This is a genomic window from Janthinobacterium sp. KBS0711 (assembly GCF_000988085.1).
GTDB lineage: Bacteria > Pseudomonadota > Gammaproteobacteria > Burkholderiales > Burkholderiaceae_D > Janthinobacterium > Janthinobacterium lividum_E.
The window spans coordinates 375,395-401,723 of sequence record NZ_LBCO01000024.1 but is presented as its reverse complement, the minus strand read 5'-3'; the positions used below and the strand labels follow the sequence as shown (position 1 = coordinate 401,723).

Below are 26,329 nucleotides of genomic sequence, written 5' to 3'. Positions count from 1 at the left end.
ATGTAAGTGTTTGTAATTCGCAAAAAACGTGTCAACGCTATTGCCACACGGCGCGTTTTTGCCTCAGTGACAGGGGATTGATCTCCTGAACTACAACCCCACTTCTCGAGGAACTGCATCATGAAAAAACGCATTTTCAACTTGTCCGCTACTCTGATCGCCGGCTTGTTCGCTACCGCAGCCTTTGCTCAAACGCCAGCCGCGCCTGTCAAGGCCGAAGCCAAGCACACCAAGGAAGTGGCCAAAGCGGAAGCCAAGGAAACCAAGGCCGTAGTCAAAGCCGATGCCAAGGAAGCGGCCGTCGTCGCCGATGCGAAAGCCGATGTCGCCAGCGCCAAGGCCGACGCCAAAGTCACCAAGGCCAAAGCCCATCACAAAGCGAAAAAAGCCAAGGCCAAGGCTGACGAAGCCAAAACTGAAGCGACCGCAGCAGCAGCCAAATAATTCACGCAGCGCGTTTTTTGCGCCATGCAAAAAGACAGCTTCGGCTGTCTTTTTGCATTTTCACGCCGTCTTTTTCAATTAACGCCACTTAAATCACCCGATTGTAAGAAAGTGTAAACAAGGTCAACGATAACCTTCCGGGCCGCGTTTTATGCTCAGTGACACGGAAATCATTCCGGCACCAACAGACATACCAGACAAACCACCACTGAGGACTGCACCATGAAAAAAGCAATTGTTACCCTGATCGCCGGCTTGTTCGCAACCGCAGCCTTCGCCCAAACCCCGGCAGCACCTGCGGCCGCTCCGGCAGCCTCGGTACCAGCGAAAGTGGAAGCGGCCCACACCAAGGCGGTCGTGAAAGCGGACGCCAAGGAAGCGCAAGCCGTTGTCAAAGCGGATGCCAAGGAAGCAAAAGCAGTCGTTGCCGCGAAAACGGACGTCGCCAGCGCCAAGGCGGAAGCGGCCACCACGAAAGCCAAGGCGCACCATAAGGCCAAGAAAACCAAGGCCAAGGCTGACGAAAAGCTGGCATCGGCCACCGCCGAAGCCGCACCAGCCGCAGCCAAGTAATCCCCCCTACCATCGCTTACCACTCGCCAGGAAAATACAATGAAAAAAGTTATCGCCACCCTCATCGCCGGCCTGTTCGCAACCGCAGCCTTCGCCCAAACCCCTGCCGCTCCTGCAGCATCGGTTCCGGCCAAGGCGGAAGCGGCCCACACGAAAGCCGTGGTCAAGGCTGAAGCCAAGGAAACCAAGGCCATCGTGAAAGCCGATGCGAAAGAAGCAGCCGTCGTCGCCGATGCGAAAGCCGATGTCGCCAGCGCCAAGGCCGACGCCAAAGCCACCAAGGCCAAGGCCCATCACAAGGCCAGCAAAGCCAAAGTAAAGGCGGATGCGGCGAAAGCGACGGAAACCGCTCCAGCAGCACCGGCAACGCCAGCGAAGTAAGCGCGAACGACGTCACGCGAGCGCGTCCGCCGGGTCTGCGCTTGCTTGACCACTTCGCCCGCAGTACCAGGGACAGCTTCGGCTGTCCTTTTTGCATGGCGCAGCTTCCACCGCATCTTCATGCAAACTTCATCGAACCAGGCACCTTGCGCGCGACAAAGCGGCGCAGATGGGGGACACTGGCACTCCGACCATCGCCGCGAAGCCTATCCCATGCGCCACCTGCTGCTGCTTACCGCCCTGTCCCTGCCTTGCGCCGCCAATGCGCAAACCGCCCCCGCCACCCTGGAGCAAGTCCTGCAAGCCCAGGACCGCGACAGCCATGGCGACTTGCGCGCCGTCGTCGTGCTGCGCGACGGCGCCATCGTGGCCGAACGCTATTACAACGGCGAGACGGCCGACACCCTGCACGACATCCGCTCGGCCGGCAAGAGCATCACCGCCCTGCTGGCGGGCGCGGCCGTGGCGCGCGGCCAGCTGGCGACGACAAAAACGGTGGGAGATTACTGGCCCGAAGTCGCTGGCAGCCCGGCAGGCAAGGTGCTCATCGACGACCTGCTGACCATGCGTTCGGGCCTGGCCGCCTTCGATGAAGACGAACAGTCGCCGGGCAATGAAGACAAGCTCGATGCGGCGCCCGACCCTGCCGCCTTCGTGCGCGGCGTGCCCGCTGCCACGGCGCCGGGCAGCGCCTACCGCTACAACTCGCTGGGGGCGTATGTCGCGGGCAGAGTGGTGGAAAGCGCCAGCGGCGCCGACCTGGAAGATGTCGCCGCCAAGGTGCTGTTCTCGCCACTGGGCATCACCCGCTGGAGCTGGGGCCGCGACGTGGCCAACCATCCGAAGGGCCAAGGTAATCTGTCGCTGCGCGCGCGCGACACGGCAAAAATCGGCCAGATGGTGCTCGACGACGGCGTAGTTGACGGCAAGAGGGTGATCGATACGAGCTGGCTGCAAGCGGCGCTGGCGCCACGCGTGGCCACCGGCGCCGTCGACCGCTACGCCGACAGCTACGGCTATTTCTGGTATGCGAAGACACAGGACATCGGGGGACAAAAGATCGCCGTGCATTTCGCCTCGGGCAATGGCGGCAACAAGATCTACGTGATACCCGCGCGGCGCATGGTGGTGAGCATCGCGTCCGGCGCGTACGGCAAGCCTTATGGACAGCGCCGTTCGGAAGACATCCTGAAGGCCATCCTGAAGGCGGATACAACGCAGATGTAAGCGTTTGTAATGACCGTCAACGCAAGCGATCGGGGGCGCGTTTTATGCTCAGTGACACGGGAATCATCCCGGCACCAACAGACATACCAGACAAACCACCACTGAGGACTGCACCATGAAAAAAGCAATTGTTACCCTGATCGCCGGCTTGTTCGCAACCGCAGCCTTCGCCCAAACCCCGGCAGCACCTGCGGCCGCTCCGGCAGCCTCGGTACCAGCAAAAGTGGAAGCGGCCCACACCAAGGCTGTCGTGAAAGCGGACGCCAAGGAAGCGCAAGCCGTCGTCAAAGCGGATGCCAAAGAAGCGAAAGCAGTCGTCGCAGCGAAAACGGACGTCGCCAGCGCCAAGGCGGAAGCGGCCACCACGAAAGCCAAGGCACACCACAAGGCCAAGAAAACCAAGGCCAAAGCTGACGAAAAACTGGCATCGGCCACCGCTGAAGCGGCACCTGCAGCAGCCAAGTAATTCATTCTCACTGCATCAACCCGAAAAAACACCAAGGATCTCATCATGAAAAAAGTTATCGCCACCCTGATCGCCAGCCTGTTCGCCACCGCCGCTTTCGCCCAGACGCCAGCCGTTGCGCCAGTCGCTCCAGTGGCACCGATTCCTGTCGTCGCCCCTGTCGTCAAGGCCGAAGCGCCGGCAGCCGCCGTCAAGCCAGCGGCGCACAAGAAAGCCAAGCATCACAAGGCGAAGAAAGCCGCTCCAGCCGACAAGGCAGCACCTGCGGAACCAGCGGTGCCGGCAACGCCAGCAGCGCCAGCCAAGTAATCACGGCGGCATAAATGAAAAAGACAGGGTTTTCCCTGTCTTTTTTTTCGTCCGCTTTTTCGTTCGCTTATTTAGGCATCAGCACCGAGTCGATGACATTGATCACGCCATTCGACTGGTACACGTCATAGGTGCTGATGTTGGCGCTATTGCCGCTTTCATCCATCACCACGATGTTGTGCATGCCGTTCATGGCGAACATCAGCTTGCCGCCGCTGGCCGTGGGCAAGGTGGCTTTTCCATCGTGCATCTTGATTTCCTTGGCCAGCGCCTTGAAGTCGTATTTGCCGGGCACCACGTGGTAGGTGAGGATTTTCGTCAGGGTCGCCTTGCTTTCCGGCTTCACCAGGGTCTCGACGGTGCCGGCCGGCAGCTTGCCGAAGGCCGCATTCGTGGGCGCAAACACGGTAAATGGGCCCTTGCCTTTCAGTGTGTCGACCAGGCCGGCCGCCTTGACGGCGGCGACCAGGGTCGTGTGGTCGGCCGAATTGACGGCATTGTCGACGATGTCCTTGGACGGATACATGCTCTGGCCACCGACCATGATCGTCATGTCGGCGGCAAACGGGGCGCTGGCGGCCAGCATGGATGTAAAGAACAGTGCTGCGGGAACGAAGGTGCGCATGATGGTATCTCCTGGATGACGGCGTTTGCATGATTGCAGGAGTATTTACGTGGTCGGACGGGGATTGGATTCAATTTATTTTACGCCGCGGGAAATGTCGGATTACGCGCTACGCGCTAAGCCGACCTACACAAGCCCCCCATAAAAAAAACGGCGCCGTGCAAAGCACGACGCCGTTCTTGAGAGGCTTATCGCCGCGGACCGGAAACTAGTTGGCAGCTACTTGCGGCTCCGTCTCGCCCCAGCCGCCGCCCAGGGAGCGGATCAGCGCCACCGTGGTGACGGCGCGGTTGCCGCGCAATTGCACGGCGTTGCGCTCGATGGCCGCCAGGTTGCGCTGCGCGTCGAGCAGATCGAGGTAGCTGGAACGGCCAGCGTCGTACAGCTTTTGCGCCAGGTCGGCCGAACGACGCGCCGAGACGACGGCTTCGTCGATCTGCTGCGTCTGGCCCGACAGGATGCGCAGGCCGGCCAGGTTGTCTTCCACCTCGGCGAAGGCCACCAGCACGCTCTGGCGATACGTCGCCACCGACTCTTCCAGCTGCGCTTCGCTGCGGCTCACGGCCGCCTTGTTGCGGCCACCGTCGATGATCGGCATCGACATCAGGGCGCCCAGCAGCCAGGAGCGGCTGCTCCACTTGAAGATGTCCGAGAAGGTATCGGACGCGCCGCCGCCGGAGGCGTTCAGGCTCAAGGCCGGGAACATGGCCGATTTCGCCACGCCGATGCGCGCATTCGACGCTTCCATGGTGCGCTGCGCCGACGCGATGTCGGGACGGCGCTCCAGCAAGGACGACGGCATGCCGGCCGGGATCACGGGCAGGAAGCCGCTATCTTGCAGCGGGTTGACGGTCGCCGTGAAACTGGCGGCAGGTTTACCCAGCAGGACAGCCAGCGCATGCTCGCTGGTGGCGCGCTGGCGCTGCAGGCCGATGGCTTCGGCGCGCACGGTCGACAGCTCCGTGCGGGCACGCGACAGATCGAACTCGCCGATGTCGCCCAGGTCATAGCGGCGCTGGTTCACATGCACGCTTTCCTCGCGCAGGCGCACAGTCTGTTCCAGGGTCGCCAGTTCGGCGTCCGTGGCGCGCAGCTGGAAGTAGGTCTGCGCCACGTCGGCCTGCAAGGACAGCAGCACCGAGCGGTAAGTCGCTTCCACGGCCAGCGCATCGCTGCGCGAGGCGCTGACGTTGGACGCCACGCGGCCGAACAGATCGACTTCGTAGCTGGCCGTCAGGTTGGCCTGGTAGACATTCGTGGCCGCCACCGGCGCGCCGTTCGGCAAGCCGAGCGACACGGCGGAAGCGCGGTTGCGCTGGCCGCCCACGTTCACGCCCACTTGCGGGATGCGGTCCGCTTCGGCGATGCCGGCAATCGCCCTCGCCTGCTTGACGCGGGCGGCGGCGACGGCCAGGTTGGCATTCGCTTGCGTGGCTTCGTTGATCAGGCTCGTGAGGGCCGGATCATTGAAGGCCAGCCACCACTCGCCGCGCGCCTGGCGCTCGGCAGGTACGCCCTGTTTCCAGCGCGTGCCGTCGGCCGCCGTCTGCACGGCGGGCAAGGTTTGCGCTTCCTTGAACGCGGCCGGCGTTTCGATCTGCGGCTGCTTGAACTCCGGCGCCGCGCAGGCGGCCAGCAGCACGGCTGCGGCCATGGCGGTCAGCACGGGCTTGACGCGCCAGATGATTTCCTTGGTTTTCAATATATATCTCCTTCCAGGTCCAGCGCTGGCGCGGCGACAGGCTTGGCGGCAGCGGTGGCTGGTTTTTTCTCAAAACGCTGCGCCAGGGTGCGCAGCAGTACGTAGAACACGGGCGTCAGGAACAGGCCGAAGAAGGTCACGCCCAGCATGCCGGCGAAGACCGCCACGCCCATGGCATGGCGCATTTCCGAACCGGCGCCGTTCGAGAACACCAGGGGCACCACGCCCATGATGAAGGCGATCGACGTCATCAGGATCGGACGCAGACGCAGACGGCACGCTTCCAGCGCCGCTTGCACGACGGTACGGCCATGCTCTTCCAGTTCGCGGGCAAATTCCACGATCAGAATCGCATTCTTCGACGCCAGCCCCACCAGCACGAACAGCGCGATCTGGGTAAACACGTTGTTGTCGCCGCCGGTCAGTTTCACGCCCAGCAAAGCACAGAGGATCGACATCGGCACGATCAGGATCACGGCCAGCGGCAATGTCCAGCTTTCGTACTGGGCGGCCAGCACCAGGAACACCAGCAGCACGCACAGCGGGAACACATAGATCATCGTATTGCCGGACAAGATGTCCTGGTAGGTCAGCTCCGTCCATTCATACGAAATCCCCTGCGGCAGCACTTCCTTGGCGATGCGTTCCAGCGCCGCTTGCGCCTGGCCGCTCGATACGCCAGGGGCTGCACCGCCATTGAAGTCGGCTGCGGCATACGCGTTGTAGCGCTGCACGCGGTCCGGGCCATAGCTGTCCTTGACGCGCATCAGCGAAGACAGCGGGATCATCTCGCCCTTGTCGTTGCGTACCTTCAGTTGCGCGATATCCTGCGCATGCGAACGGAACGCCGCATCGGCCTGCACGCGCACCTGGTAGGTACGGCCAAACTGGTTGAAGTCATTCACGTACAGCGAACCGAGGTTGATCTGCAAGGTCTGATAAATCGTTTGCAGCTGCACGCCCATCTGCTTGGCTTTCACGCGGTCGACGTCGGCGAACAGCTGCGGCACGTTGATCTGGTAGCCCGAGAACACGCCCGCCAGTTCCGGCGTCTGGTACGCTTTCGCGGCCAGTGCCTGGGTGGCGTTGTACAGCGCGTCGTAACCGAGGTTGCCGCGGTCTTCGATCATCATCTTGAAGCCGCCGATGGTGCCGAGGCCGTTGACCGGCGGTGGCGGGAAGACCATGATGAAGGCGTCCTGGATACCGCCCAGGCGCTTGTTGATCTCGGCCGCGATGGCGCCGCCCGACAATTCCTTGCTGGTACGCTCGTCGAACGGCTTCAGGGTGGCGAACACGATACCGGCATTCGGCGCATTGGTGAAGTCGTTGATCGACAGGCCGGGGAAGGCGATGGTCGATTCGACGCCAGGCACCGACTTGATGACGTCGGACATGCGGCGCACGACATCTTCCGTGCGGTCCAGCGAAGCGGCGTCAGGCAATTGCGCAAAGCCCACCAGGTATTGCTTGTCCTGTGCTGGCACGAAGCCGGCCGGCACGGACTTGAAGGTGAAGATGGCGGCAACGACCAGCAGCGCATACACGCCCAGCGAGGCGCTCTTGCGGCCCAACACGCCTTTTACGCCCGCTTCATAGCGGTGCGAAGCGCGGCCGAAGAAGCGGTTGAACCAGGCGAAGAAGCGGCCGAAGACCATGTCCATGCCGCGCGTCAGCGCGTCTTTCGGCGCATCGTGCGGTTTGAGCAGCGCGGCCGACAGGGCTGGCGCCAGGGTCAGCGAGCTGAAAGCGGAGATCACGGTCGAAATGGCGATGGTCAGCGCGAACTGGCGATAGAACTCGCCGGACAAACCTGGCACGAAGGCGATCGGCACGAACACGGCGCACAGCACCAGGGCGATGGCGACGATAGGACCGCTCACCTCTTTCATGGCCTGGATAGTGGCGTCGCGCGGCGACAAGCCTTCCTCGATATTGCGCTCGACGTTTTCCACCACCACGATGGCGTCATCGACGACGATACCGATGGCCAGCACGAGGCCGAACAGCGACAGCGTGTTGATCGAGAAGCCAAAGCCCAGCATCACGGCAAAGGTGCCGACGATGGAGACGGGAACGGCCAGCAGCGGGATGATCGATGCGCGCCAGGTTTGCAGGAAGATGATCACCACCAGCACCACCAGGGCAATGGCTTCCAGCAGGGTATGGATCACGGCTTCGATGGACGAACGCACAAACTGCGTCGGGTCGTACTCGATGCGGTATTCCACGCCTTGCGGGAAGTCTTTTTTCAGTTCGTCCATCTTGGAACGCACGTCGGAAGACAGTTGCAGCGCGTTGGCGTTCGGCGCTTCGAAAATACCCATGCCGACGGCCGGATTATTGTTCAGCAGCGAACGCAGCGAGTAGCTGTTGGCGCCCATTTCCACGCGCGCCACGTCCTTCAGGTGCGTCACGGCGCCGTCGGCATTCGTGCGCACGATGATGGCGCCAAACTCCTCGGGCGTCTGCAGACGGCCCTGGGTGTTGACGGTCAGCTGGAAGTCCGAGTTCTTCGCTGGCGAGGCGCCGATCACACCGGCGGCCACCTGCACGTTCTGCTCGCGAATCGCGTCGACGACGTCATTGGCCGTCATGCCGCGCGCCGCCACCTTTTGCGGGTCGAGCCAGATGCGCATGGCGTAGTCGCCGGCGCCGAAGATCTGGATGTCGCCCATGCCGGGCAAACGGGCCAGTTGATCCTTGACGTTCAGCACCGCGTAGTTACGCAGATACATATCGTCATAGCGCTTGTTTGGCGAAACCAGGTGCACCACCATGGTCAGGTTGGGCGAGGACTTGACGGTCGTCACGCCGATCTGGCGCACTTCCTCGGGCAGGCGCGGCAAGGCGCGCTGCACGCGGTTCTGCACCTGCGTCTCGGCTTGCTCGACGTTGGTGCCGATCTTGAAGGTCACGGTCAGCATCATCGCGCCATCGGACGTGTTTTGCGAGGACATGTAGAGCATGTTCTCGACACCGTTGATCTGCTCTTCGAGCGGCGCGGCCACGGTTTCGGCGATCACTTTCGGGTTGGCGCCCGGGTACTGCGCGCGCACCACCACGGATGGCGGCACGACGTCAGGATATTCGGAGATGGGCAGGCCGAAAATCGACAGCAGCCCGGCCACGAATATGACGATCGACAGCACCGCCGCGAAAATCGGCTTGTCGATGAAAAAGCGGGAAAAGTTCATGTTTATTCCTTGGAAGTCGATGCTGCTTTCGCGGCGATCTTGGCATCTTTTGCTTCAGGTTTTGCAGGAGCGGCAGGCGCGGTCGGATCGAAATCCATGGCCACTATCTGCGGCGTCACCGGGGCGCCCGGGCGCACGCGCTGCAAGCCGTTGACGACGATTTTCTCGCCCGCCTTCAAGCCTTCGCGCACCACGCGCAAGCCGTCCGAAGTCGGGCCCAGCTTGACGGCGCGGTATTCGGCCTTGTTGTCGGCACCCACCACGTAGACGTATTTGCGGCTTTGATCCGTGCCGACGGCGCGGTCGCTGATCAACAGGGCCGTGCTTTGCGCCTGCGGGCCGTTGCCGCCGTCGAGCTGGATGCGCGCGAACAGGCCAGGCACCAGCTGGCGCTCGGCGTTGGCGAAGGTGGCGCGCATGCGCACGCTGCCCGTGGCCGGATCGAGCTGGTTGTCGACGAATTCCAGCTTACCTTCATGCGGGAAGCCCGTTTCGTTGGCTAGGCCGACCTTGACGGTGACGGGCGTGCCCTTTTGCGCCGTGCCGGCCACGCGCAGGTAGGTATCTTCATCGCCGTCGAAGCTGGCGTAGATGCGGTCCGTCGACACCACCGAGGTGAGGATGGCGGAAGCGTCGATCAGGTTGCCGACGGTGATTTCCGCCTTGCTGACGCGGCCGCTGATCGGCGCCTGCACCTGCGTGTACGACAGGTTCAGTTTCGCCGCTTCATACGCGGCTTGCGCCGAACGGACATTCGCGTCCAGCTCTTTCAGGCCCGACGCTTTTTCATCGAATTCGCGCTGGGCGATGGCTTTTTCGGCCAGCAGCTTTTCAGCGCGCGACAATTCCAGCTTGGCCAGTTCCGCCTTGGCGCGGGCCGAGGCGGCAGTGCCTTCGGCGCGCGACACTTCGGCCTGGAATGGGCGCGGATCGATGACGAACAGCACATCGCCCTTTTTCACTTCGCTGCCCGGCTTGAAATTGACGGCCGTGATGAAACCGCTGACTCTCGAGCGGATTTCCACGCGCTCGATCGCTTCCAGGCGGCCCGAGAATTCCTGCGTTTCCGTGATCTGTTTTTCAACGACGGCGGCGGCCGAGATGGGCGGGCCGCCGGCCGCTGGCGCGTCGGGCACCTTGCTATTGGCCGAATCGCAGCCGGCCAGGCTCACGGCCACCAGTCCCGCCAGCGCGAGCGAGGCAGCCAGGGGCTTCAGCAGAGTGGAAAATTGTTGAACGTTTTTCATTTTATTTCCCTGTTTTATGAAAATTTCTAATGGTATGGGCGGCAGGAAGCAACCCAACTGAAAAAGTGAATGGTGGTGCCATGGCGCCCGACGGCGCTCGATCAAAGGTAAACAGGCCGCCAGCTGTTTAAAAGCGGACGGGGACGACAAAGCTGGCTGTGCGAGCGCACAACTCAGGCAAGATGGGAACTACACTCCGTAGTGTAACAACCGAAACTCAAAAAGTAAACTGATTAGTGTAAGTTTTTTTGCGGTGCATCAGATGGCGGCGTCATGACTCGGGCTCCTGCCCCAGTCCAGCGACAAAGCTGGCAATCTCGTTCAAGGCATGCACCTTGCAAGCGCACTCATTACGCGCGCCTGCATCCTGCAGCGGCGCGGCGGGCATGCGCCGCACCGTGGTCTTGATGCCGCAGGCGATCAGCTTGCTGCCGTATTGTTCAGCCTCGTCGCGCAATGGGTCGTCTTCGCCGGACAGGATGAGCGCCGGCGGCAGGTTCTTCAGGCGGCTCGACTGCAATGGCGACGCATACGGATGGGTACGGTCAGCGGCATTCGGCAGGTAGCCACGGTAGGCGGCGGCGCATTGATCAGCCACTTCCGCCAGATCTGGGCACGTCGGCAAGTTGCGCATCGAACAGGTCGACAGGCCGGGGTCGAGCATCGGCATGATCAGCACCTGGCCCGCGAGGGGCGGTCCGCCCCGGTCGCGCGACATCATGGCGCACACGGCAGCCAGATTGGCGCCCGCTTCGATGCCCGACACCACCATCTGCTTGCCCGTCCAGCCCAGCTTGGACTTGTTCTTTTTTGCCCACAGCAGCACGGCGTGCGCGTCTTCCACGGCGGCGGGGAATGGCCGCACCTTCGCCAACGTATAGTTCGCGGCCAGCACCACGTGGTCGGGATTGCTCAGCACGAGGCAGCGCAGGAAGTCGTCCGCGTCGTCCAGGTCGCCGTCGACAAAGCCGCCGCCATGGAAGAAGACGATCAGGCTCGACTGCTTGGCGCCCGGCACGCCGGCCGTGTAGACGCGCGCGGCGAGCGCATCCTGCGCGCCCTGCACCTGGATATCGCGTATCTTCAGCGCCTGGCCAGGAGCCAGTTCAGCCACGGTGCCGGCAACGCTCATTGCGCCACCACCGGCTGCACCGCAGCATCGAGTACCGTGTCGTTCAGGCACAACAGGGCGATGCCGCCCACTTCATGGGTCAGGGCGCTGTAAGCACTGGCTTCGCTTTGCGCCGCCAGTGAATACGCATCCGTCGATACCATCGCGGCCAGAGCGAGCGAGCTCATAGCGAGAGCGAGCACTGCAAAGATTCCATTCCGATAAGCCATGATGTTTCTCCTGTTGTACTGCCTGCGGCATCACATTTATGCTGCAGTACAACAACTATAGACTTGATCTACAATCTGATAAAGAGTGCAATGACGAATTGATTGTTCAGGATTCTGAATAATCACGGATAAAGTGACAGGAATTCAAGTGAACAAGCTGCAAGCAATGGAAGTTTTCATCCAAGTCGTCGATGCGGGCGGCTTTACGCGCGCGGCGGAAAACATGCAGCTGCCGAAAGCCACCGTGTCAACCCTGATCCAGTCGCTGGAAGCGAGCCTGTCGGTCAAGTTGCTCAACCGCACCACGCGCCACGTCAGCATCACGTCCGACGGGGCCGCCTATTACGAACGCTGTGTGCGCATCCTGTCCGACGTGCGCGAGGCCGAGGAGTCGCTGTCGCGCACGCGATTGAGCCCCAGCGGACGGCTGCGCGTGGATGCGCCCACGGCCCTGGCCAGCGAACTGATCATCCCCGCCCTGCCCGATTTCTTTGCCCGCTACCCGGACATCTCGCTGGAACTCGGTTGCAGCGACCGCCCCGTCGACCTGATCGAGGAAGGCGTCGACTGCGCCGTGCGCGGCGGCGAACTGGGCGACCTGAACCTGATCGCGCGCCGGGTCGGCGTGCTGCACTTCATGACGTGCGCCTCGCCCGGCTACCTGGCGCACCACGGCACGCCGCTGCATCCAAACGACCTGCCGCGCCACCGGGGCGTGAATTTTTTCTCCGCCAAGACGGGCAAAACGTTTGACTGGGATTTCACGCGCGCCGGCGAACGCATCCAGATCGCCATGCCCAGCCATATCGCCCTGAACGACTCGAATGCCTACTCGGCCGCGGGCCTGGCCGGCCTGGGCATCGTGCAAATGACGCATTTCATGCTTGCGCCGCTGATAGAACAGGGCAAAATGGTGGAATTGCTCAGTGAGTGGGAATCCGACCCGCTGCCCATCCACGTGATCTATCCGCCCAACCGCCATCTGTCCGCCAAGGTGCGCGTGTTTGTCGAATGGGTCGCCGACATGTTTACCAACCACCCGGCCACGCAGCTCAAGGGCAAGAACGCCAGCCCGAGCCCGCGCGCCACCCTGACCGAGGCCCAGCCATGACCGCAGCAAGCACATCGCCCCACCGCATCGTCTTCCTCGACCGCGACAGCCTGATCGCCACCGTGCGCCCGCCCGCCTTCGCGCACAGCTGGGAAGAGCATGCGCACACCAGGGGCAGCGAACAGACGGTGGATCGCCTGCAAGGCGCCAGCATCGCCATCACGAACAAGGTGCCGCTGCGCGCGGCCGAGCTGGCACAGCTGCCGGACCTGAAAATGATCGCCGTGGCCGCTACCGGCACGGATATTCTCGACCTGGCCGCCTGCCGCGAGCGGGGCATCGTCGTGGCGAATATCCGCGACTATGCGCGCGCCACCGTGCCGGAACATACCTTGGCACTGATGCTGGCCCTGCGCCGCCAGCTGCTTGCCTACCGCGCCGACGTGGAAGCGGGCCTGTGGCAGGCATCGGACCGCTTCTGCCTGTTCGGCCACCCGATCCGCGACCTGGCCGGCAGCCGTTTGGGTTTGCTCGGCTACGGTGCGCTGGGCAAGTCCGTGGCGCAGCTGGGGCGCGCCTTCGGCATGCAGGTGCAAGTCCACAACCGCTCCCCCATCGATGAGAACGGCGTGACGCAAGTGAGCTTCGATGAATTGCTGGCCACGTCCGACGTGCTGAGCCTGCACCTGCCGCTGACGGACAAGACGCGCAACATCATCGGCGCGCAAGAACTGGCGCGCATGCAGCCGACGTCGCTGTTGATCAACACGGCGCGGGGCGGCCTTGTCGATGAAGCGGCGCTGGCCCAGGCATTGAAAAACGGCGTGATCGCCGGCGCCGGTTTCGACGTGTTATCGAAGGAGCCGCCGCTGCCCGACAACCCGCTGTTGAATTTGCGCCTGCCCAACTTCATCCTCACGCCGCACACGGCCTGGGCCAGTGGCGAAGCCATGCAAAAGCTGGCGGACATCCTGATCGGCAACGTGGAAGCGTTCGAACGGGGCACGCCCACGAACGTGGTGGCATGAGCGTATTGCACGAACTCGATGAACTGCTGTGCGGCGACGACGAGGAATACGACCGCCTCGACCTGTTTCACGAAGCGGACGAGCTGATCGGGCAACTGCGGGTGGCCGACGTGCCCGCACTGCTGGCCCTGTGGCAAGCGCGCAGCCTGTGCTGGCAGCAACGCTACACGCAAGCGAGCGGCTCCATCGACGGCGCCGTGCTGCGCGCCCTGCTGGCCGGTTTGCTGCAGGTCAAGGAGGCCCCACACGGCGTGTTCGAACTGATGAACCGCCTGCCTGCGACAGCCGACGCCTCCCCGCTCAGCGACGCCCTGCTCGATTACGCCGAGCAAGCCTGGCATGCGAACCCGGCACGGCACCGGCAAATCCAGATCAGCTGCTGGAGCTGCGGACTGTCGGGCCGGCTGCTGAAACGGCTGGGGTTTTCCGCCTGGAAGGAAGCGGGACTGTAGTTCTTACGATGCGGCCGGCGTCTCGAAGGAAAATCCCGGCGCATACGCGTGATAGCCGTCGAAATCGCCCTTGCCGATGCTGGCTCCCTGGCTGCGGGCAATCGCATACGCCATGCTGAAGTGAAAATAGAAATTCGGCAGAATGTACAGGTTCAAGAATTCATCGGCCGGCAGCGCGATGTCGGCAAAGCCGGCGCGGTCGCGGCAGATGCGTTCGGGCGGCCCGTCAAAACGTTCGGCAGGAATATCCTTGAGGTAGCGCGTGGTCTGTGCGATCTGCTCCTGCAGGCTGGCGGCGGCGCTGAAATCGGCCACCTCCAGCCCCGCCAGCGGGCAGCAGCCGCGCAGGGAAAAGCTCACAGCCGCGCGCACCTGCTGGGCAAACGGCAACATGTCCGGATGCAAGCGCGCCGCCAGCATCTGCGGCGCGGTGCCGGTCTTGTCGAGCATGGCGGAAAGCTGCGCAAGCGAGCGGCAAAATACGGTGACGGGATGGCTGTTCATACGTGCCTTTGCAAGACTCAAGATGGTGGTAGTAAAGGCTTGTTTGCGTTAAAGGCCTACTTAATAATTCGCCTTAGACATTTTCGCACTAATATTCGCTTAAAAATTCTTCAATGATTTGTATTTTCTTTGCAAAAGCCACGTTTGACACTTTACGTACATTTCCTCGGCGTGATCCCACAAATCATCGAAAAACAAGACTTCACGAAAGGCATCAAAGATAGTACCCAACAATCGAATATCTCGATTTATATTTTCACATTTAGCAATGAAACAATGGCAAAACAAATATATATATATATATATATTTAAAGACTAAAATAAATATACCAATAATGAAATTAATTCACATACTTCATTTCGTAAATATCACAAAAACCAAATTCAACAAGGGCGAAACTTACCAGTCCCACCCTTGACATAGTTAATCTAATTATGCCTACTGTCAGGTGTTGTGAATTTTATAGAAAACGTCTTCTTAATTAGGTCCTTCAGGCAAATTACGCGAACTGTATTTTTATACACTGCTCCATCTTCACTTTCAATATCAGAAATAATCCACTCAAAGTCATTTTTTGCAGATTTCTTCACATCCCCAAAACACGTATAACTATCATATATTTTGCATTCATTTTTTAAACTAACATCCCATGCAACAATAAAATCGACTACCGCCAATGCATGATTAAATGGCCCTGAATTATTAAAGTCATATTTATATTCAACAGTAACAACATTGGACTCCTTTAATGGATTAGGACTAGCCTCATCAATAATTCCCAGACTATCAATGCCTTGAGTGGAAAAAGTAACAATTTTTTTCCAGTAATCACTATATGGAGAATTTTGAGGCAACATATTTGCCAAAGTCGCATAAAGCACACCGACCAAATACTCCTCACCGGGCAAAGGCGATAAAAATAAATGCTCTTTTCCTGTTGTGTTTATTCTAAATCTCTCTCTTTTCTTGAGCCTATTTCTTGCAGTCTCCAATATCTCCATCTGTTCATTTAATTTATTTTCCGTACTTTCTTTTTTCAACCTGGAAATCAATTCACTAAACACACTATCTGTTTTTTTCTGCACATCAAGAAACTTCTTGAACTCCTTCAAAAACTCGGGATCAGTTAACGTGTCAAATGCTTTCTTGCTTAGTGAATTCCTATTGGTTACCAAATCAAATTCACCATCAATTATTATACAGAAATGACTTGAGCTTTCCGCATCCGCAAGTACGCCATATTCATCAATATTCTCAAGAAGCTCAAGATATTTACATATTTTAATACCATTTACAGATATAAATAAACCACGTTGGTCACCAAGGCGTACACCTGATCTAGTTTTCCCCTTGCGATCAAGGTTTTGATATTCTTCATGCGCACGTCGATTCCCATCAATAGCCAAAATCAAAGAATATGTTTTACCACCAATTTGAATAGCTTTTGCCGCACGGCTAAAAAATCGACCATCGCGCAAGCGAGAAACCGCAGCTGGTGATTTTGCATCTTCAACATTGGGCCGTTCCAAGTATGGAAAACCATGTGGAATCAGCGATCTTTTTTTATTTGAAAAGCAGCTCAATTCTGCCTCACCAATTTTATTGGCAATTTGCGTAATTTGATTCTGTGTAAAACCATGCATTTTATCAAGTCTGCGCACATCTCCATGCCGAGTAAAGAATCGAATGTAATTAAATACGTAAGATTCCTCTATGATTTTATTTAAAGTAAAATATTTTGCATAATTTTCAGTATCAAGCCCATCAATAAAAATTAAAGTTCCCGTCTTAAAATCTGATGCGTACTCTACCAAATCCAAAATTGCAGCATCTGTATCACTGGATGGATCGGGCAAAAACTTTCTTATTATTGTTTCCAGACCCATTTCCTGCTTATCGGGTGAAATATCAAAACTGACATCCAAATTACTTCTTGGATTATCAATTATCTTAAATACCCAATCAGACTTTGCAGATGTCTTGGTCGCAACAAGTATTCTTGAGCAAGCAAAGCAAAGTTTTGTGCCTTGGCACTTATATCCAATAGCACTCCCTTTCTTTTTTGTCGACCTACCAATTGAAAAAAAAGCTTCCCACGGAGTTATTCCATTAATTTTTTTTGAGATAGACAAACCACTCCCATCATCAAGAAATGCAAATCCCCTCTCTGTATTTAATGGAGCATAATAAATCTTACTAGAATTGGCGTCATATGAATTAGATACCAATTCACGTAATACTTCGCATGGATCATGCCTATTAACAGACAACTCGCCTAGCACATGCTTAAATTCAATTTGCGGTTTCAAAAAATCTCCCAATTTTAAACGTAAAAATTAAATTCCATACTGATATCAATTTACCATATGAAACCTTTTGTAGCATAGTCCCCATCTAAAATTAGCTGTGAGATATTAGTTCCCTTTCCTCCGCAGCTGTATTTTTAACACTATTGCATCGGCAAATGGCACTGATTCAAGCCACCATTCTGCGCTTCCCTTTCTCTCCGCAACAGGACGCTCTTCTACCAGCAATATGCTCAAGGGCAAGCGATTCATGGAGTGCCAGCAATGCGCGCATACAGCCAGAAATTGCCGGACCTACCGCGAATTTGCCGGTAGCAGCGCAGATAGCCTTCGCGCTCGAAACCGCAGCGCTCGAGTACGCGGATCGAACGTTCATTGCTCTCCAGCACAGTTGCCTGGATGCGCAGGAAGCCCAGGCGCTGGAAGCCCCAGTCCATGACCGACGCGGCGATGGACGTGGCCACGCCCTGCCCCCATACGGCAGGAGACAGATCGTAGGCGATTTCGGCCGTGCGGTGCTGCGGGGAAATCGCATTGAAGCCGATCGTGCCCACCAGCTGGCCGCCCTCGCGCAGCACGATGGCCAGGCGGATGGACGACGCTGGCTGGGCCGAGGCGTAATCATCGAAATTGGCCTGCAGATCGTCGGCGCAACGCAAGTCCCAGCTCGTGTGTTCCACGACAACAGGATCGGCCAGGTACGCATACCAGGCGGGCGCGTCACTGCGTTCCAGCTGGCGCAACGTCACCAGTGGATGGGCTGAAACGGGTAAATCGGCAGCTTTCATTGCTTGGCATCCTCCTCAATCCAGCGGGCAATCAGCGGCCAGCCAGGACATGAAATCATCGGCAGCCAGTTCGAAATCGTCGCGCTGCATCGATCCATGCCCCACCAGATACACGGCGCGGTCGCCATCATCGAGCGCCAGCATGACGGCGCGCCCGCCGCTGTCGTCGCCGATGGTGATGTGGCCGGGGCAGGATTGCAGCGTGTCATATGTTTCGTTACGCTCCACCAAACTTTCTGCGCCATACAGCAATACCTGTTCGCCACGGAGACCTTCCTGCCAGTCCTGGAGAAAGCGCAGGTAGTACGCCGGCAAGGCGCGGCCCAGCCAGCGCTCGAGCGCTTCGGTTTCCTGCTGGCTCACGCGGCGCCTTTGCGCCGTGCCTCCCACGTACGCCGCAGCAAGCCGTATAGGGCCGTATCGCTGACGTGGCCTCCGACGATCCAGCGTTCGGGCAAGAAACCTTCCTTGCTGAAACCCTGGCGTTCCAGGGCGCTGGCCGAAGCCGTATTGAGCGGATCGATATCGGCTTCCAGGCGGTTCAGGTCGCGCTCGATGAACGCGTATTCCAGCAGCGCCGACAAGGCTTCCTGCATATAGCCCTTGCCCCAATGCGGTCGCGCCAGCGCATAGCCGATTTCGGCACGGCGGTTCTGGCGGTGTTCGGAAAACAGGCTGCAACTGCCCATATATTCGCCCGTCGCCTTCAGCGTGACGGCGAAACGGAAGAATTCCTCGCTCTCGAAAGCGGCGATGTCCTCGGCAAGCTTGCGCGCGGCGATGCTGGCATCCTGCCATGGCGGCTCGCTGAAATAGCGCATCACTTCGGGATCGGCATGCATGGCGAAGAAGTCCGCTTCATCCGACGGTTGCGGCTTGCGAAGGATCAGGCGTTCAGTGGTGATGGTTTTCGTGTAGGCCATGCGACTCCAATCAAAGGTTCAAAGGGGCAACGCTTATTATTCCATGCAACTATAACGATGTGGCAACTTTGTGATCTTGCTTTTTAATGTAGTATGGCAATGTTTCACCATATCATAGATGCAACTTCATGATCCGCCTATGCACGCAGTAAAAGAAGCAGCACCTACCCACACCGTCCCGGCGCAGCCCGAGGTCTTGAGCAAGCACAAGCGGCCAGTGATCATCTGGGCCAGCATCGCCTTCTTTTGCATGTGCGCCATGCTGCTTGGCATGACCATCTGGATCATCTGGTCTTCGCGCGAAGTGCGCTTGCACGAGGCGAGGGCGACGACGGAACACATGGCGCGCACCCTTGCGACCCAAGCGTACATGGAGCTGGAAGTCGCCGATGTGATGCTGGAAGATATCGTCGAGCACATCCGCAACGAAGGCAATAATGACGCGACCGGCGAGCGGCTGCAATCGCATCTGCAGCAGCTGTCGAAGAATATCGTGGAAATTGCCGGCGTCTTCATTTTTGACAGCCGCGGAGACTGGCTGGCCAGCTCGTCCGGCGCCGGGCAGGACGGCAACAATGCGGACCGCGACTACTTTACTTATCACAAGACGCATGCGCAGCTGGGCAGCCGCATCAGCGCGCCCGTACGCAGCAAATCCAGCGGGCAATGGGTCTTGCCCGTGTCGCGCCGGGTGGAATTGGCGGACGGTTCCTTTGCGGGCGTGGTGCTGGTCACCCTCGGGCTCGCCTCCTTCGAACGCATCTACGATAGCCTCAACCTTGGCAATACGGGCACGGCCTTCTTTGCCCTCGACGACGGCACCTTGATCTACCGCCGGCCATTCCAGCCCGGCGTCATCGGCATGGATATTTCGTCGGGTGCAGTCCTGCGCGCCTACCGCGAAAAAGGGCCTGTCGGCACGGCCATGATGACGGCGAAGGTGGATGAAATCGAACGGCTGTACAGCTATCGCCACCTGCAGCGCTTTCCCGTCATCGTCGCGGCGGGGCTATCGGAGGAAGATATTTTCGCCGAATGGCAGCGCTTGAGCATGCAAATCGTGCTGGCGTCGCTGGCGGCAGGCGCGGCGCTGATCTACTTGTTCCGCAAGCTGATGCGACAGATTGCCGTACGCGACCATATCGAAGCCAGCCTGCGCGTGGCCACGACGGAGCTGCGGCACGCCAATGCGGACCTGGCGGCGCGGGCCTCGCAGGATGGCTTGACGGGGCTGGCCAACCGCCGCTGTTTCGACGAGACCTTGGCGCATGAACTCAAGCGCGCCCAGCGCAGCGGGCATGAAGTGTCGCTGATCATGCTGGACGTGGATTTCTTCAAGAAATTCAACGACCAGTATGGCCACGTGGCAGGCGACGAGTGCCTGCAGGCAGTTGCTGGCGCCGTGACGCGCAGCGTCGGCCGGGCCGAAGACCTGGCGGCCCGCTATGGCGGTGAAGAGTTCGCCGTCATCATGCCAGGCACCGGCGCGGCTGGCGCACTGGAAGTTGGCGAAGCCATCCGGGCGGCCGTAGAAGGCTTGCAGATTCCCCACGCGGCCAGCGCGAACGCAGTCGTGACCGTCAGCCTGGGCGCGGCCACGCTCCAGCCCGGCCAAGACCGCCCCACGGACAGCAGCGAGCTGATACGCGAGGCCGACGCCTTGCTGTACCAGTCGAAAAACACGGGCCGCAACCGCGTCAGCGGCGGCGCACCAATAGCATGAGGCCGCTTATGTCCGGAAAAAGAATTGCCCTCACCATGCCGCTGTCCCTCATCGCACTGGCCGTCTGGCTGGGCTTGAGCATGGGCGGCCGCTGGCTGGAAGCCGCCGGCTACGCCTTGCCGGGCGCAGCCGTCACGGGCCGTATCGGCCTGTCGTGGGCGCTGGCCGCAGTGTTCGCGCTGGCGCTGCTGCTGGCGTCAAGCCGGCCCCGCGGAGCGGGCCTGGGTGCGCCGCAGCCCTGGAAATCGCTGTGGCTCGTCTGCCCTCCCCTGCTGTATGCGCTGCTGATGCTGTTGCTGGCCTGGGCCGGCGGCTGGCCGCAGCCGCGCGTGCTGCTGATCGTGGCGTGCAATGCGGCGCTGGTGGCCATCTCGGAAGAACTGATGTTCCGCGCCATCTTGTTGCAGGGCATGCTGGACCGCTACGCCGTCTGGCCGGCCGTGCTGATTTCCTCGGCGCTGTTCGGCTTGGCCCACACGGCCAACGGCTTGGCCACGGACGACGTCAGCGGCGCCTTGTGGCAAGCCGTGGCCGCCGCCTTGCAGGGCGTCGGCTATGCGGCCATCCGCCTGCGCACCCGCTCCATCTGGCCGATGGTGCTCGTGCATGGCCTGTGGGACTACGCGCTGGTGACGGCCACCTTGCCCAACCCGGCCGAAGACGGCGCGTCCATCTTGCCGTACATCGCCCTGCTGGCCGTGCTGCCCCTGTGCCTGTACGGCGTCTACCTGCTGCGCCCCAGCCAGCGCGCGGCCATCTTGCAAGCATAAGGAATTCGCATGGCGTTTTTTTCACGTGACTACGACGTATTCCCGCTGCTGGCCGCGCCCGGTGCGGCGCCGCTGTGGCAGGCGGCGCAATGGACGCGCATTGAACTGACGCCACACCTATCCTGATTGGACTCCCATGCGACACCTGCTTTGCGCCACCCTGCTCTGCTTCAGCAACCACGCGGATGCCTTTGAACTGAGCGGCACCATCCGCAGCAACGGCGCGCCGCTGCCGCAAGCCATCAGCATCGTTGCCGAGCGCATGCACGGCGAGCCGCAGATACATGGCACGGTCGAGAATGGCCGTTACCGCATTGACGTGCCGGAAGGCACCTTGCTGGCGCTGGTCGCGCGGGCGCCGCAATGGGAAGCGGAACCGAGGCTCATCCACGACGCCGCCACGGCGGGCGCGCCGGATATCCTGCTGTATCGGACGGCGGTGCCGGAACCGGCGCTGGCGCAGGAATTGCTGGCCATGGAAAAGGAAGACGTGGCCGCACGCACGGATTGGCCGGCAACAGGTGCCGACCTGCAGGCACGGCAGCGCATGCGCGAGACGGATGCGAGGAACGAAGCGCGGCTGCGCCACATCATCGCCAGCAAGGGATGGCCCACGCAAACAATGGTCGGTTACAAGGCGGCGGCCAGCGCCTGGCTGATCGCCCAGCACGGCTCGGACGCCTTCCTCAAAAGCAGCCTGGCGCTGATGCGCGCGGCGGCCGCGCAAGGCGAAATCACGCCGTCCAGGCTGGCACTGGCGATCGACCGCGACTTGACCAATGACAAACTGCCACAGCTGTACGGCAGCCAGTTCCAGACGGGCAGCGACGGCAAGAGCGTCGCTTTCCCCATCGCCGATCCGCAGCATCTGGAGCAGCGCCGCGCCAGCGTGGGATTGGCGCCGTATGCGCAATACAGGCAAGCCTTCGAGTGAACTATTGACAAGGCTGCCGATCGCATGGCATCGTTACGCCATGCAATCGCCATTCCCTCCCCTGCCCTCCATTATTGCCGCCATTCCAACGATGGTGGCTTAGCAGCAGTGTGATTGCCAAAGCCGCCTGAGGGGCGGCTTTGATGTGCAGTCACTGGTCAAACCGTCTCGCAGGCTTCATTTCTTTTTTAGCGAGCGACCATGACCCCGACTTCCAGCACCAACGCTTCCCCCACCCTGCACCTCGTCTGTGGCAAGATAGCCTCCGGAAAATCCACTTTGACCAGCCGGCTTGCGCAAGCGCCGCACACGGTGCGCATCAGCGAAGACACTTTATTGGCGCAGCTGTATCCGGGCCAGATCGCCAGCCTGGCCGACTACGTGGCGTGCGCGGCACGGCTGCGCGCGGCCATCGCCCCCTTGGCCCTGCAGATGCTGCGGGCGGGCGTGTCCGTCGTGCTCGATTTTCCCGCGAATACGCCGGCCAGCCGCGCCTGGATGCGCGAACTGTTCCAGCAGGCAGGCACGCCGCACGTACTGCATTACCTGGACGTGCCGGACGAAGAATGCAAGGCGCGCTTGCGCCAGCGCAATGAAAGCGGGCTGCACCCGTTCTCCACCAGCGACGCGCAATTTGATGAAATCACGCGCCACTTCGTGCCGCCCGACTCTTCGGAAGGCTTTGATATCGTGCGGATTGCCGCTTAAAACGTGCCCGGCAGCAGGATCTTTTTATCCACCTGCTGCAAGTCGCGCAAGCCGCAAAAGGCCATCGTCAAGTCGAGCTCGTTGCGGATGATGTCCAGGCATTTGGTCACGCCCGGCCCGCCCATGGCGCCCAGGCCGTATAAAAACGGACGGCCGATGTACACGCCTTTCGCGCCCAAGGCCACGGCCTTGATCACGTCCTGGCCCGAGCGGATGCCGCCGTCCATGTGCACTTCGATCTGGCTGCCGACGGCGTCGACGATGGCGGGCAAGGCTTCGATCGACGATTGCGCGCCATCGAGCTGGCGCCCGCCGTGGTTCGAAACGATCAGCGCGTCAGCGCCGCTTGCCACGGCCAGGCGCGCGTCTTCCGGGTCCATGATACCTTTGATGATCAGTTTGCCGCCCCAGCGCTGCTTGATCCATTCCACGTCCGCCCACGACAGGCTGAGGTCGAACTGCTGCTGCGTCCAGGCCGACAACGACGACATGTCGGACACGGACGTGGCGTGGCCGACAATGTTGCCAAAACCGCGGCGTTTCGTGCCCAGCATGCCCGCCACCCAGCGCGGCTTGGTGGCCATGTTGAGGATATTCGGAATCGTCAATTTCGGCGGCGCCGACAGGCCGTTGCGCAAGTCCTTGTGGCGCTGGCCCAGCACCTGCAAGTCCAGGGTCAACACGAGCGCGCCGCATTTCGCCGCCTTGGCGCGGTCGATCAGGCGGTTGATGAATTCGCGGTCCTTCATCACGTACAGCTGGAACCAGAACGGTTTCGTCGTGTTCGCCGCCACGTCCTCGATCGAGCAGATGCTCATGGTCGACAGGGTGAACGGCACGCCGAAGCGCTCGGCCGCCTGGGCCGCGAGGATTTCGCCATCCGCATGCTGCATGCCCGTCAGGCCCGTGGGCGACAGGGCCACCGGCATCGCCACGTGCTGGCCCACCATGGTCGAAGCCAGGCTGCGGTTTTCCAGGTTGACGGCCACGCGCTGGCGGAATTTGATCTTGGCGAAATCGCTGTTGTTGGCGCGGTACGTCGATTCCGTCCAGGAGCCGGAATCGGCGTAGTCGTAAAACATGCGCGGCACCCGTTTCTGGGCCAGCACGCGCAAGTCTTCGATGCTGGTGATGATACTCATGCGTTTCCTCGGTCGATGGCAAGTCGAACCATGATCGTGCATTTGCCTGCAATTGTCTATCCGCCAGGCAATGCCAGCGACGCTGGCGCCACGCTTACCAGTCGCGCGCGCCGAGAATTTTCTCGCCCAGTTCAGTCAACTGTGCCTGCGGATAGCGCCGGCTTTCCTTTTCCTCGGGGTCGCCGGGAAACGCATAGCCTTGCGGCGCACTGCGCTCGCGCCAGCTTTGCACCCGCCAGTCGCGCAGGGACTGATTGTCTTCCTGCGCTGGCGTAAAGGAAATGTATTGCGCCAGGCGCACCTGGTCCGTCGACGTGTTCGGGCGGATGCCGTGCGCCAGCAGGCTGTTAAAGATCAACAACTCGCCTTTCTTCATGGCGATGAATTCCATCGGGTACGGCACCGTTGCCAGGTCCGGCTGCCACGGGTTGCGGTCCGCCGGCACCGTCTTGCGCCACGCCAGCAAGTTGTTGAACAGTTCCGGATAGCATTGAAAACCGCCGCTCTCGGGCGACGTATCGGACAGGGCCAGCACGCCTTGCACGTTGACGGGCAGCGGGTCGAGCGTGGTATCGGCATCCCAGTGGATGAAGCCGCCAAACTTGCGCTTGCCATTGTTCGGCGTGTTCAAGTTGGCGCGGTCGATCGTCACCCACAGGTCCTCGCGATCCCATATGTCGACAAAGGCGTCATAGACGCGCCGGGTCTGGCGGTTATCCCACAGGGTCTGGTTGTGGTAGGCCTCGACCATGCCGGAACCATTGAGTTCTTTCATCGCGTGGTCGCGCAACTGGTCCCGGTTCCAGGTGGCGGGATCGTTCTCGTTGAGCCCCTGGAATTCCCACAGGAAATCTGTCGTACGGCGCACCTGCTCTGGCGAGACGGCATCCTTGACGATGACGTAGCCGTAGGTTTGCCAGTGCAAGAAGTCGCTGTCGGACAGCACGCGCAGCGGCAGCTGTTTCTGGATGTCGCGCAACTGGGTTTGTTCCGTGTAGGCCACGGACGGGTTGCCGGGACGGTCTTCGCCGTATTGGTATCGATCTTCTTGCATCGCTGTCTCCTGTGTTGGTGTGAGACGGATTGTGCTACGCCGGTGCCGCGCAAAATGCGTGCGCAGAAACCAATACTGATACTATCCTGACTATCCATATCCTCAGAACGTCACGATGACGCCTTTATTTGAACAAGTCACGATCCCGACGGGCCACTCCTGGGGCTTGCTGTGGCGCGAACTCGACGCCATTCCCTTCATCTGGCATTACCACCCGCAATTCGAACTGACCCTGACGGTCAATGCGCGCGGGCAACGCTACATCGGCGACCATCTGGGCGACTTCGAACCGGGCGACCTGGTGCTGCTGGGGCCGAATTTGCCGCACACGTGGTCGGCCAGCGAACGCATCGACAGCACGCAACCCATGCTGGCCGTCGTCGTGTGGTTTTCGCTCGAGTGGGTGGAGCAGCTGGCCGCCTGCTTTCCGGAGTTGCACAGCGTGCGGCAACTGGCCGCCCGCGCCGGCCCGGCCCTGCATTTTTCAGTGGATGCGAGCGCGCGCTGCGCCCATCAACTGCTGCAACTGAACGCCCTGCCCGTGCCGCAGCGCCTGCCGCTGCTGCTCGACGTGCTGCTGGACCTGGCCGGCGATGGCGCCGCGCGGCCGCTGGCCTCGACGGCGCAGGCGCCGGTGCATGCCGATGGACAGCAAAAGCGCATGGCAATCGTGTTTGACTTCATGCACGCGCATTTTCGGGAAGAGATCGCACTGGAAACACTGGCGCAGCGGGCCGCCCTGTCGCTGGGCGCGTTTCACCGCTGTTTCAAGCGCCACGCGCATTGCACGCCGGGCGAGTATCTGGCGCGGCTGCGCATCGGGCGCGCCTGCCAACAGCTAATCGAAAGCAATCTGGCCATCGCCGTCATCGCGCAAGAGGCGGGCTACCGCAACCTCGCACATTTCAACCGCCAGTTCCGTGCCGCCAAACATGTCACGCCGCGCGCGTTTCGCCTGCAATACCGGCGCGGCGCCAACGACCTGTCGTAAATCCGTTCGGAAACGAAAAAGGGGATCAGATTTTACAATCTGACCCCCAATATTCTGGTGCGGCTGGCAGGAATTGAACCCACGACCCCTTGGTTCGTAGCCAAGTACTCTATCCAGCTGAGCTACAGCCGCCTAAGACAAGATTATAGCAGGGCTTTGCAGAATGGCAAAGGGCGTCGTGCGGATATTTCACAATTGCCCAGGCTGCCAGCGTGGTCGCTGCCAAGGCACCGTGATGACGAAAAAAAACCCGGAAAGCGAACTTTCCGGGTTTTTTCACTACTGCTAATACTGGTGCGGCTGGCAGGAATTGAACCCACGACCCCTTGGTTCGTAGCCAAGTACTCTATCCAGCTGAGCTACAGCCGCAAACTCTGACACACTTCGCCGGACGGCGCGAAGCTTGAAACTTTCATCAAAACGAAGCGAACTTCATCTTGGC

27 protein-coding genes and 2 tRNA genes are annotated in these 26,329 nt (G+C 60.1%); 14 read left to right on the top strand and 15 right to left on the bottom strand.

What is annotated here, in order from left to right; genetic code table 11:
- The first annotated feature begins 120 nt into the window (after positions 1–120).
- From VM94_RS14430 to VM94_RS14405, 6 genes are all read left to right on the top strand, one after another.
- Positions 121–444, top strand: coding sequence for a hypothetical protein (locus VM94_RS14430; RefSeq protein ID WP_046684068.1), 324 nt, complete (start codon positions 121–123; stop codon positions 442–444).
- A gap of 222 nt (positions 445–666) precedes the next feature.
- Positions 667–1,017, top strand: coding sequence for a hypothetical protein (locus tag VM94_RS14425; RefSeq protein WP_046684065.1), 351 nt, complete (start codon positions 667–669; stop codon positions 1,015–1,017).
- Positions 1,018–1,056: 39 nt separating this feature from the next.
- Positions 1,057–1,398 (top strand): hypothetical protein, encoded by a 342-nt coding sequence (locus VM94_RS14420; RefSeq protein WP_046684067.1) that lies wholly within the window; start codon positions 1,057–1,059, stop codon positions 1,396–1,398.
- Between the two features lie 213 nt (positions 1,399–1,611).
- Entirely contained in the window at positions 1,612–2,625 is a 1,014-nt protein-coding gene (locus VM94_RS14415) for a serine hydrolase domain-containing protein (protein WP_046684066.1), read from the top strand.
- Between the two features lie 115 nt (positions 2,626–2,740).
- The gene (locus tag VM94_RS14410; protein ID WP_046684065.1) at positions 2,741–3,091 is read left to right on the top strand and encodes a hypothetical protein; all 351 of its coding nucleotides are present in this window, start codon (positions 2,741–2,743) and stop codon (positions 3,089–3,091) included.
- Positions 3,092–3,136: 45 nt separating this feature from the next.
- Complete coding sequence (locus VM94_RS14405; protein ID WP_046684064.1) at positions 3,137–3,400, top strand: hypothetical protein; 264 nt, start codon at positions 3,137–3,139, stop codon at positions 3,398–3,400.
- Between the two features lie 67 nt (positions 3,401–3,467).
- On the opposite strand, the gene VM94_RS14400 is transcribed toward VM94_RS14405, so the two are convergent.
- The 6 genes from VM94_RS14400 to VM94_RS28525 form a co-directional block, all read right to left on the bottom strand.
- Complete coding sequence (locus tag VM94_RS14400) at positions 3,468–4,025, bottom strand: fasciclin domain-containing protein (RefSeq protein WP_046684063.1); 558 nt, start codon at positions 4,023–4,025, stop codon at positions 3,468–3,470.
- Positions 4,026–4,233: 208 nt separating this feature from the next.
- Complete coding sequence (locus VM94_RS14395) at positions 4,234–5,679, bottom strand: efflux transporter outer membrane subunit (RefSeq protein ID WP_046684608.1); 1,446 nt, start codon at positions 5,677–5,679, stop codon at positions 4,234–4,236.
- Between the two features lie 44 nt (positions 5,680–5,723).
- A complete protein-coding gene (locus VM94_RS14390) occupies positions 5,724–8,924 on the bottom strand; it encodes an efflux RND transporter permease subunit (protein WP_035820025.1) in 3,201 nt (1,066 codons plus the stop codon).
- Positions 8,925–8,926: 2 nt separating this feature from the next.
- Positions 8,927–10,171, bottom strand: a complete 1,245-nt coding sequence (locus VM94_RS14385) for an efflux RND transporter periplasmic adaptor subunit (protein WP_034751960.1) — start codon at positions 10,169–10,171, stop codon at positions 8,927–8,929.
- Positions 10,172–10,442: 271 nt separating this feature from the next.
- Positions 10,443–11,303: an alpha/beta hydrolase gene (locus VM94_RS14380; protein ID WP_034751961.1), complete on the bottom strand. Its 861-nt coding sequence runs from the start codon at positions 11,301–11,303 to the stop codon at positions 10,443–10,445.
- Positions 11,300–11,485, bottom strand: coding sequence for a hypothetical protein (locus tag VM94_RS28525; protein WP_160309294.1), 186 nt, complete (start codon positions 11,483–11,485; stop codon positions 11,300–11,302). The genes VM94_RS14380 and VM94_RS28525 overlap by 4 nt, the downstream gene beginning before the upstream one ends.
- A gap of 175 nt (positions 11,486–11,660) precedes the next feature.
- On the opposite strand from VM94_RS28525, the gene VM94_RS14375 reads away from it, so the two are divergent.
- From VM94_RS14375 to VM94_RS14365, 3 genes are read left to right on the top strand one after another with little or no spacing between them, the layout of a single operon-like run.
- Positions 11,661–12,623, top strand: a complete 963-nt coding sequence (locus VM94_RS14375) for a LysR family transcriptional regulator (protein WP_034751962.1) — start codon at positions 11,661–11,663, stop codon at positions 12,621–12,623.
- Positions 12,620–13,591, top strand: coding sequence for a D-2-hydroxyacid dehydrogenase (locus VM94_RS14370; protein WP_046684062.1), 972 nt, complete (start codon positions 12,620–12,622; stop codon positions 13,589–13,591). The genes VM94_RS14375 and VM94_RS14370 overlap by 4 nt, the downstream gene beginning before the upstream one ends.
- Positions 13,588–14,043, top strand: a complete 456-nt coding sequence (locus VM94_RS14365) for a hypothetical protein (protein WP_138829146.1) — start codon at positions 13,588–13,590, stop codon at positions 14,041–14,043. Before VM94_RS14370 ends, VM94_RS14365 begins: the two co-directional genes overlap by 4 nt.
- Before the next feature lie 3 nt (positions 14,044–14,046).
- Here VM94_RS14365 and VM94_RS14360 read toward each other — a convergent pair whose 3' ends face one another.
- The 5 genes from VM94_RS14360 to VM94_RS14345 form a co-directional block, all read right to left on the bottom strand.
- On the bottom strand, positions 14,047–14,547 hold the full coding sequence (locus VM94_RS14360; RefSeq protein ID WP_046684060.1) for a DUF1993 family protein: 501 nt from the start codon (positions 14,545–14,547) through the stop codon (positions 14,047–14,049).
- A gap of 429 nt (positions 14,548–14,976) precedes the next feature.
- Positions 14,977–16,857, bottom strand: a complete 1,881-nt coding sequence (locus tag VM94_RS28235; RefSeq protein ID WP_138829147.1) for a hypothetical protein — start codon at positions 16,855–16,857, stop codon at positions 14,977–14,979.
- Positions 16,858–17,102: 245 nt separating this feature from the next.
- Complete coding sequence (locus VM94_RS14355) at positions 17,103–17,642, bottom strand: GNAT family N-acetyltransferase (protein ID WP_046684059.1); 540 nt, start codon at positions 17,640–17,642, stop codon at positions 17,103–17,105.
- Between the two features lie 15 nt (positions 17,643–17,657).
- The gene (locus tag VM94_RS14350) at positions 17,658–18,005 is read right to left on the bottom strand and encodes an SMI1/KNR4 family protein (RefSeq protein ID WP_046684058.1); all 348 of its coding nucleotides are present in this window, start codon (positions 18,003–18,005) and stop codon (positions 17,658–17,660) included.
- A complete protein-coding gene (locus VM94_RS14345) occupies positions 18,002–18,565 on the bottom strand; it encodes a GNAT family N-acetyltransferase (protein WP_034751971.1) in 564 nt (187 codons plus the stop codon). The genes VM94_RS14350 and VM94_RS14345 overlap by 4 nt, the downstream gene beginning before the upstream one ends.
- Before the next feature lie 139 nt (positions 18,566–18,704).
- Between VM94_RS14345 and VM94_RS14340 the strand changes: the two genes are divergently transcribed.
- The 4 genes from VM94_RS14340 (at position 18,705) to VM94_RS14325 (ending at position 22,700) form a co-directional block, all read left to right on the top strand.
- Complete coding sequence (locus VM94_RS14340) at positions 18,705–20,288, top strand: sensor domain-containing diguanylate cyclase (protein WP_052755769.1); 1,584 nt, start codon at positions 18,705–18,707, stop codon at positions 20,286–20,288.
- 8 nt (positions 20,289–20,296) lie between these two features.
- On the top strand, positions 20,297–21,058 hold the full coding sequence (locus tag VM94_RS14335; protein WP_160309293.1) for a CPBP family intramembrane glutamic endopeptidase: 762 nt from the start codon (positions 20,297–20,299) through the stop codon (positions 21,056–21,058).
- A gap of 136 nt (positions 21,059–21,194) precedes the next feature.
- A complete protein-coding gene (locus VM94_RS27300) occupies positions 21,195–21,992 on the top strand; it encodes a DUF6624 domain-containing protein (protein WP_052755768.1) in 798 nt (265 codons plus the stop codon).
- Between the two features lie 201 nt (positions 21,993–22,193).
- The gene (locus VM94_RS14325) at positions 22,194–22,700 is read left to right on the top strand and encodes an AAA family ATPase (RefSeq protein WP_046684056.1); all 507 of its coding nucleotides are present in this window, start codon (positions 22,194–22,196) and stop codon (positions 22,698–22,700) included.
- Here the strand turns inward: VM94_RS14325 and VM94_RS14320 are convergent.
- Both VM94_RS14320 and VM94_RS14315 read right to left on the bottom strand, forming a co-directional pair.
- Positions 22,697–23,842 (bottom strand): alpha-hydroxy acid oxidase, encoded by a 1,146-nt coding sequence (locus VM94_RS14320; RefSeq protein ID WP_046684055.1) that lies wholly within the window; start codon positions 23,840–23,842, stop codon positions 22,697–22,699. The genes VM94_RS14325 and VM94_RS14320 overlap by 4 nt on opposite strands.
- 94 nt (positions 23,843–23,936) lie before the next feature.
- Positions 23,937–24,896: a phytanoyl-CoA dioxygenase family protein gene (locus VM94_RS14315; RefSeq protein ID WP_046684054.1), complete on the bottom strand. Its 960-nt coding sequence runs from the start codon at positions 24,894–24,896 to the stop codon at positions 23,937–23,939.
- A gap of 115 nt (positions 24,897–25,011) precedes the next feature.
- On the opposite strand from VM94_RS14315, the gene VM94_RS14310 reads away from it, so the two are divergent.
- Entirely contained in the window at positions 25,012–25,887 is an 876-nt protein-coding gene (locus VM94_RS14310) for a helix-turn-helix domain-containing protein (RefSeq protein WP_046684053.1), read from the top strand.
- 55 nt (positions 25,888–25,942) lie between these two features.
- On the opposite strand, the gene VM94_RS14305 is transcribed toward VM94_RS14310, so the two are convergent.
- Both VM94_RS14305 and VM94_RS14300 read right to left on the bottom strand, forming a co-directional pair.
- Positions 25,943–26,019 (bottom strand) — tRNA-Arg (locus VM94_RS14305).
- 160 nt (positions 26,020–26,179) lie between these two features.
- A tRNA-Arg gene (locus VM94_RS14300) sits at positions 26,180–26,256 on the bottom strand.
- Positions 26,257–26,329: the final 73 nt, after the last annotated feature.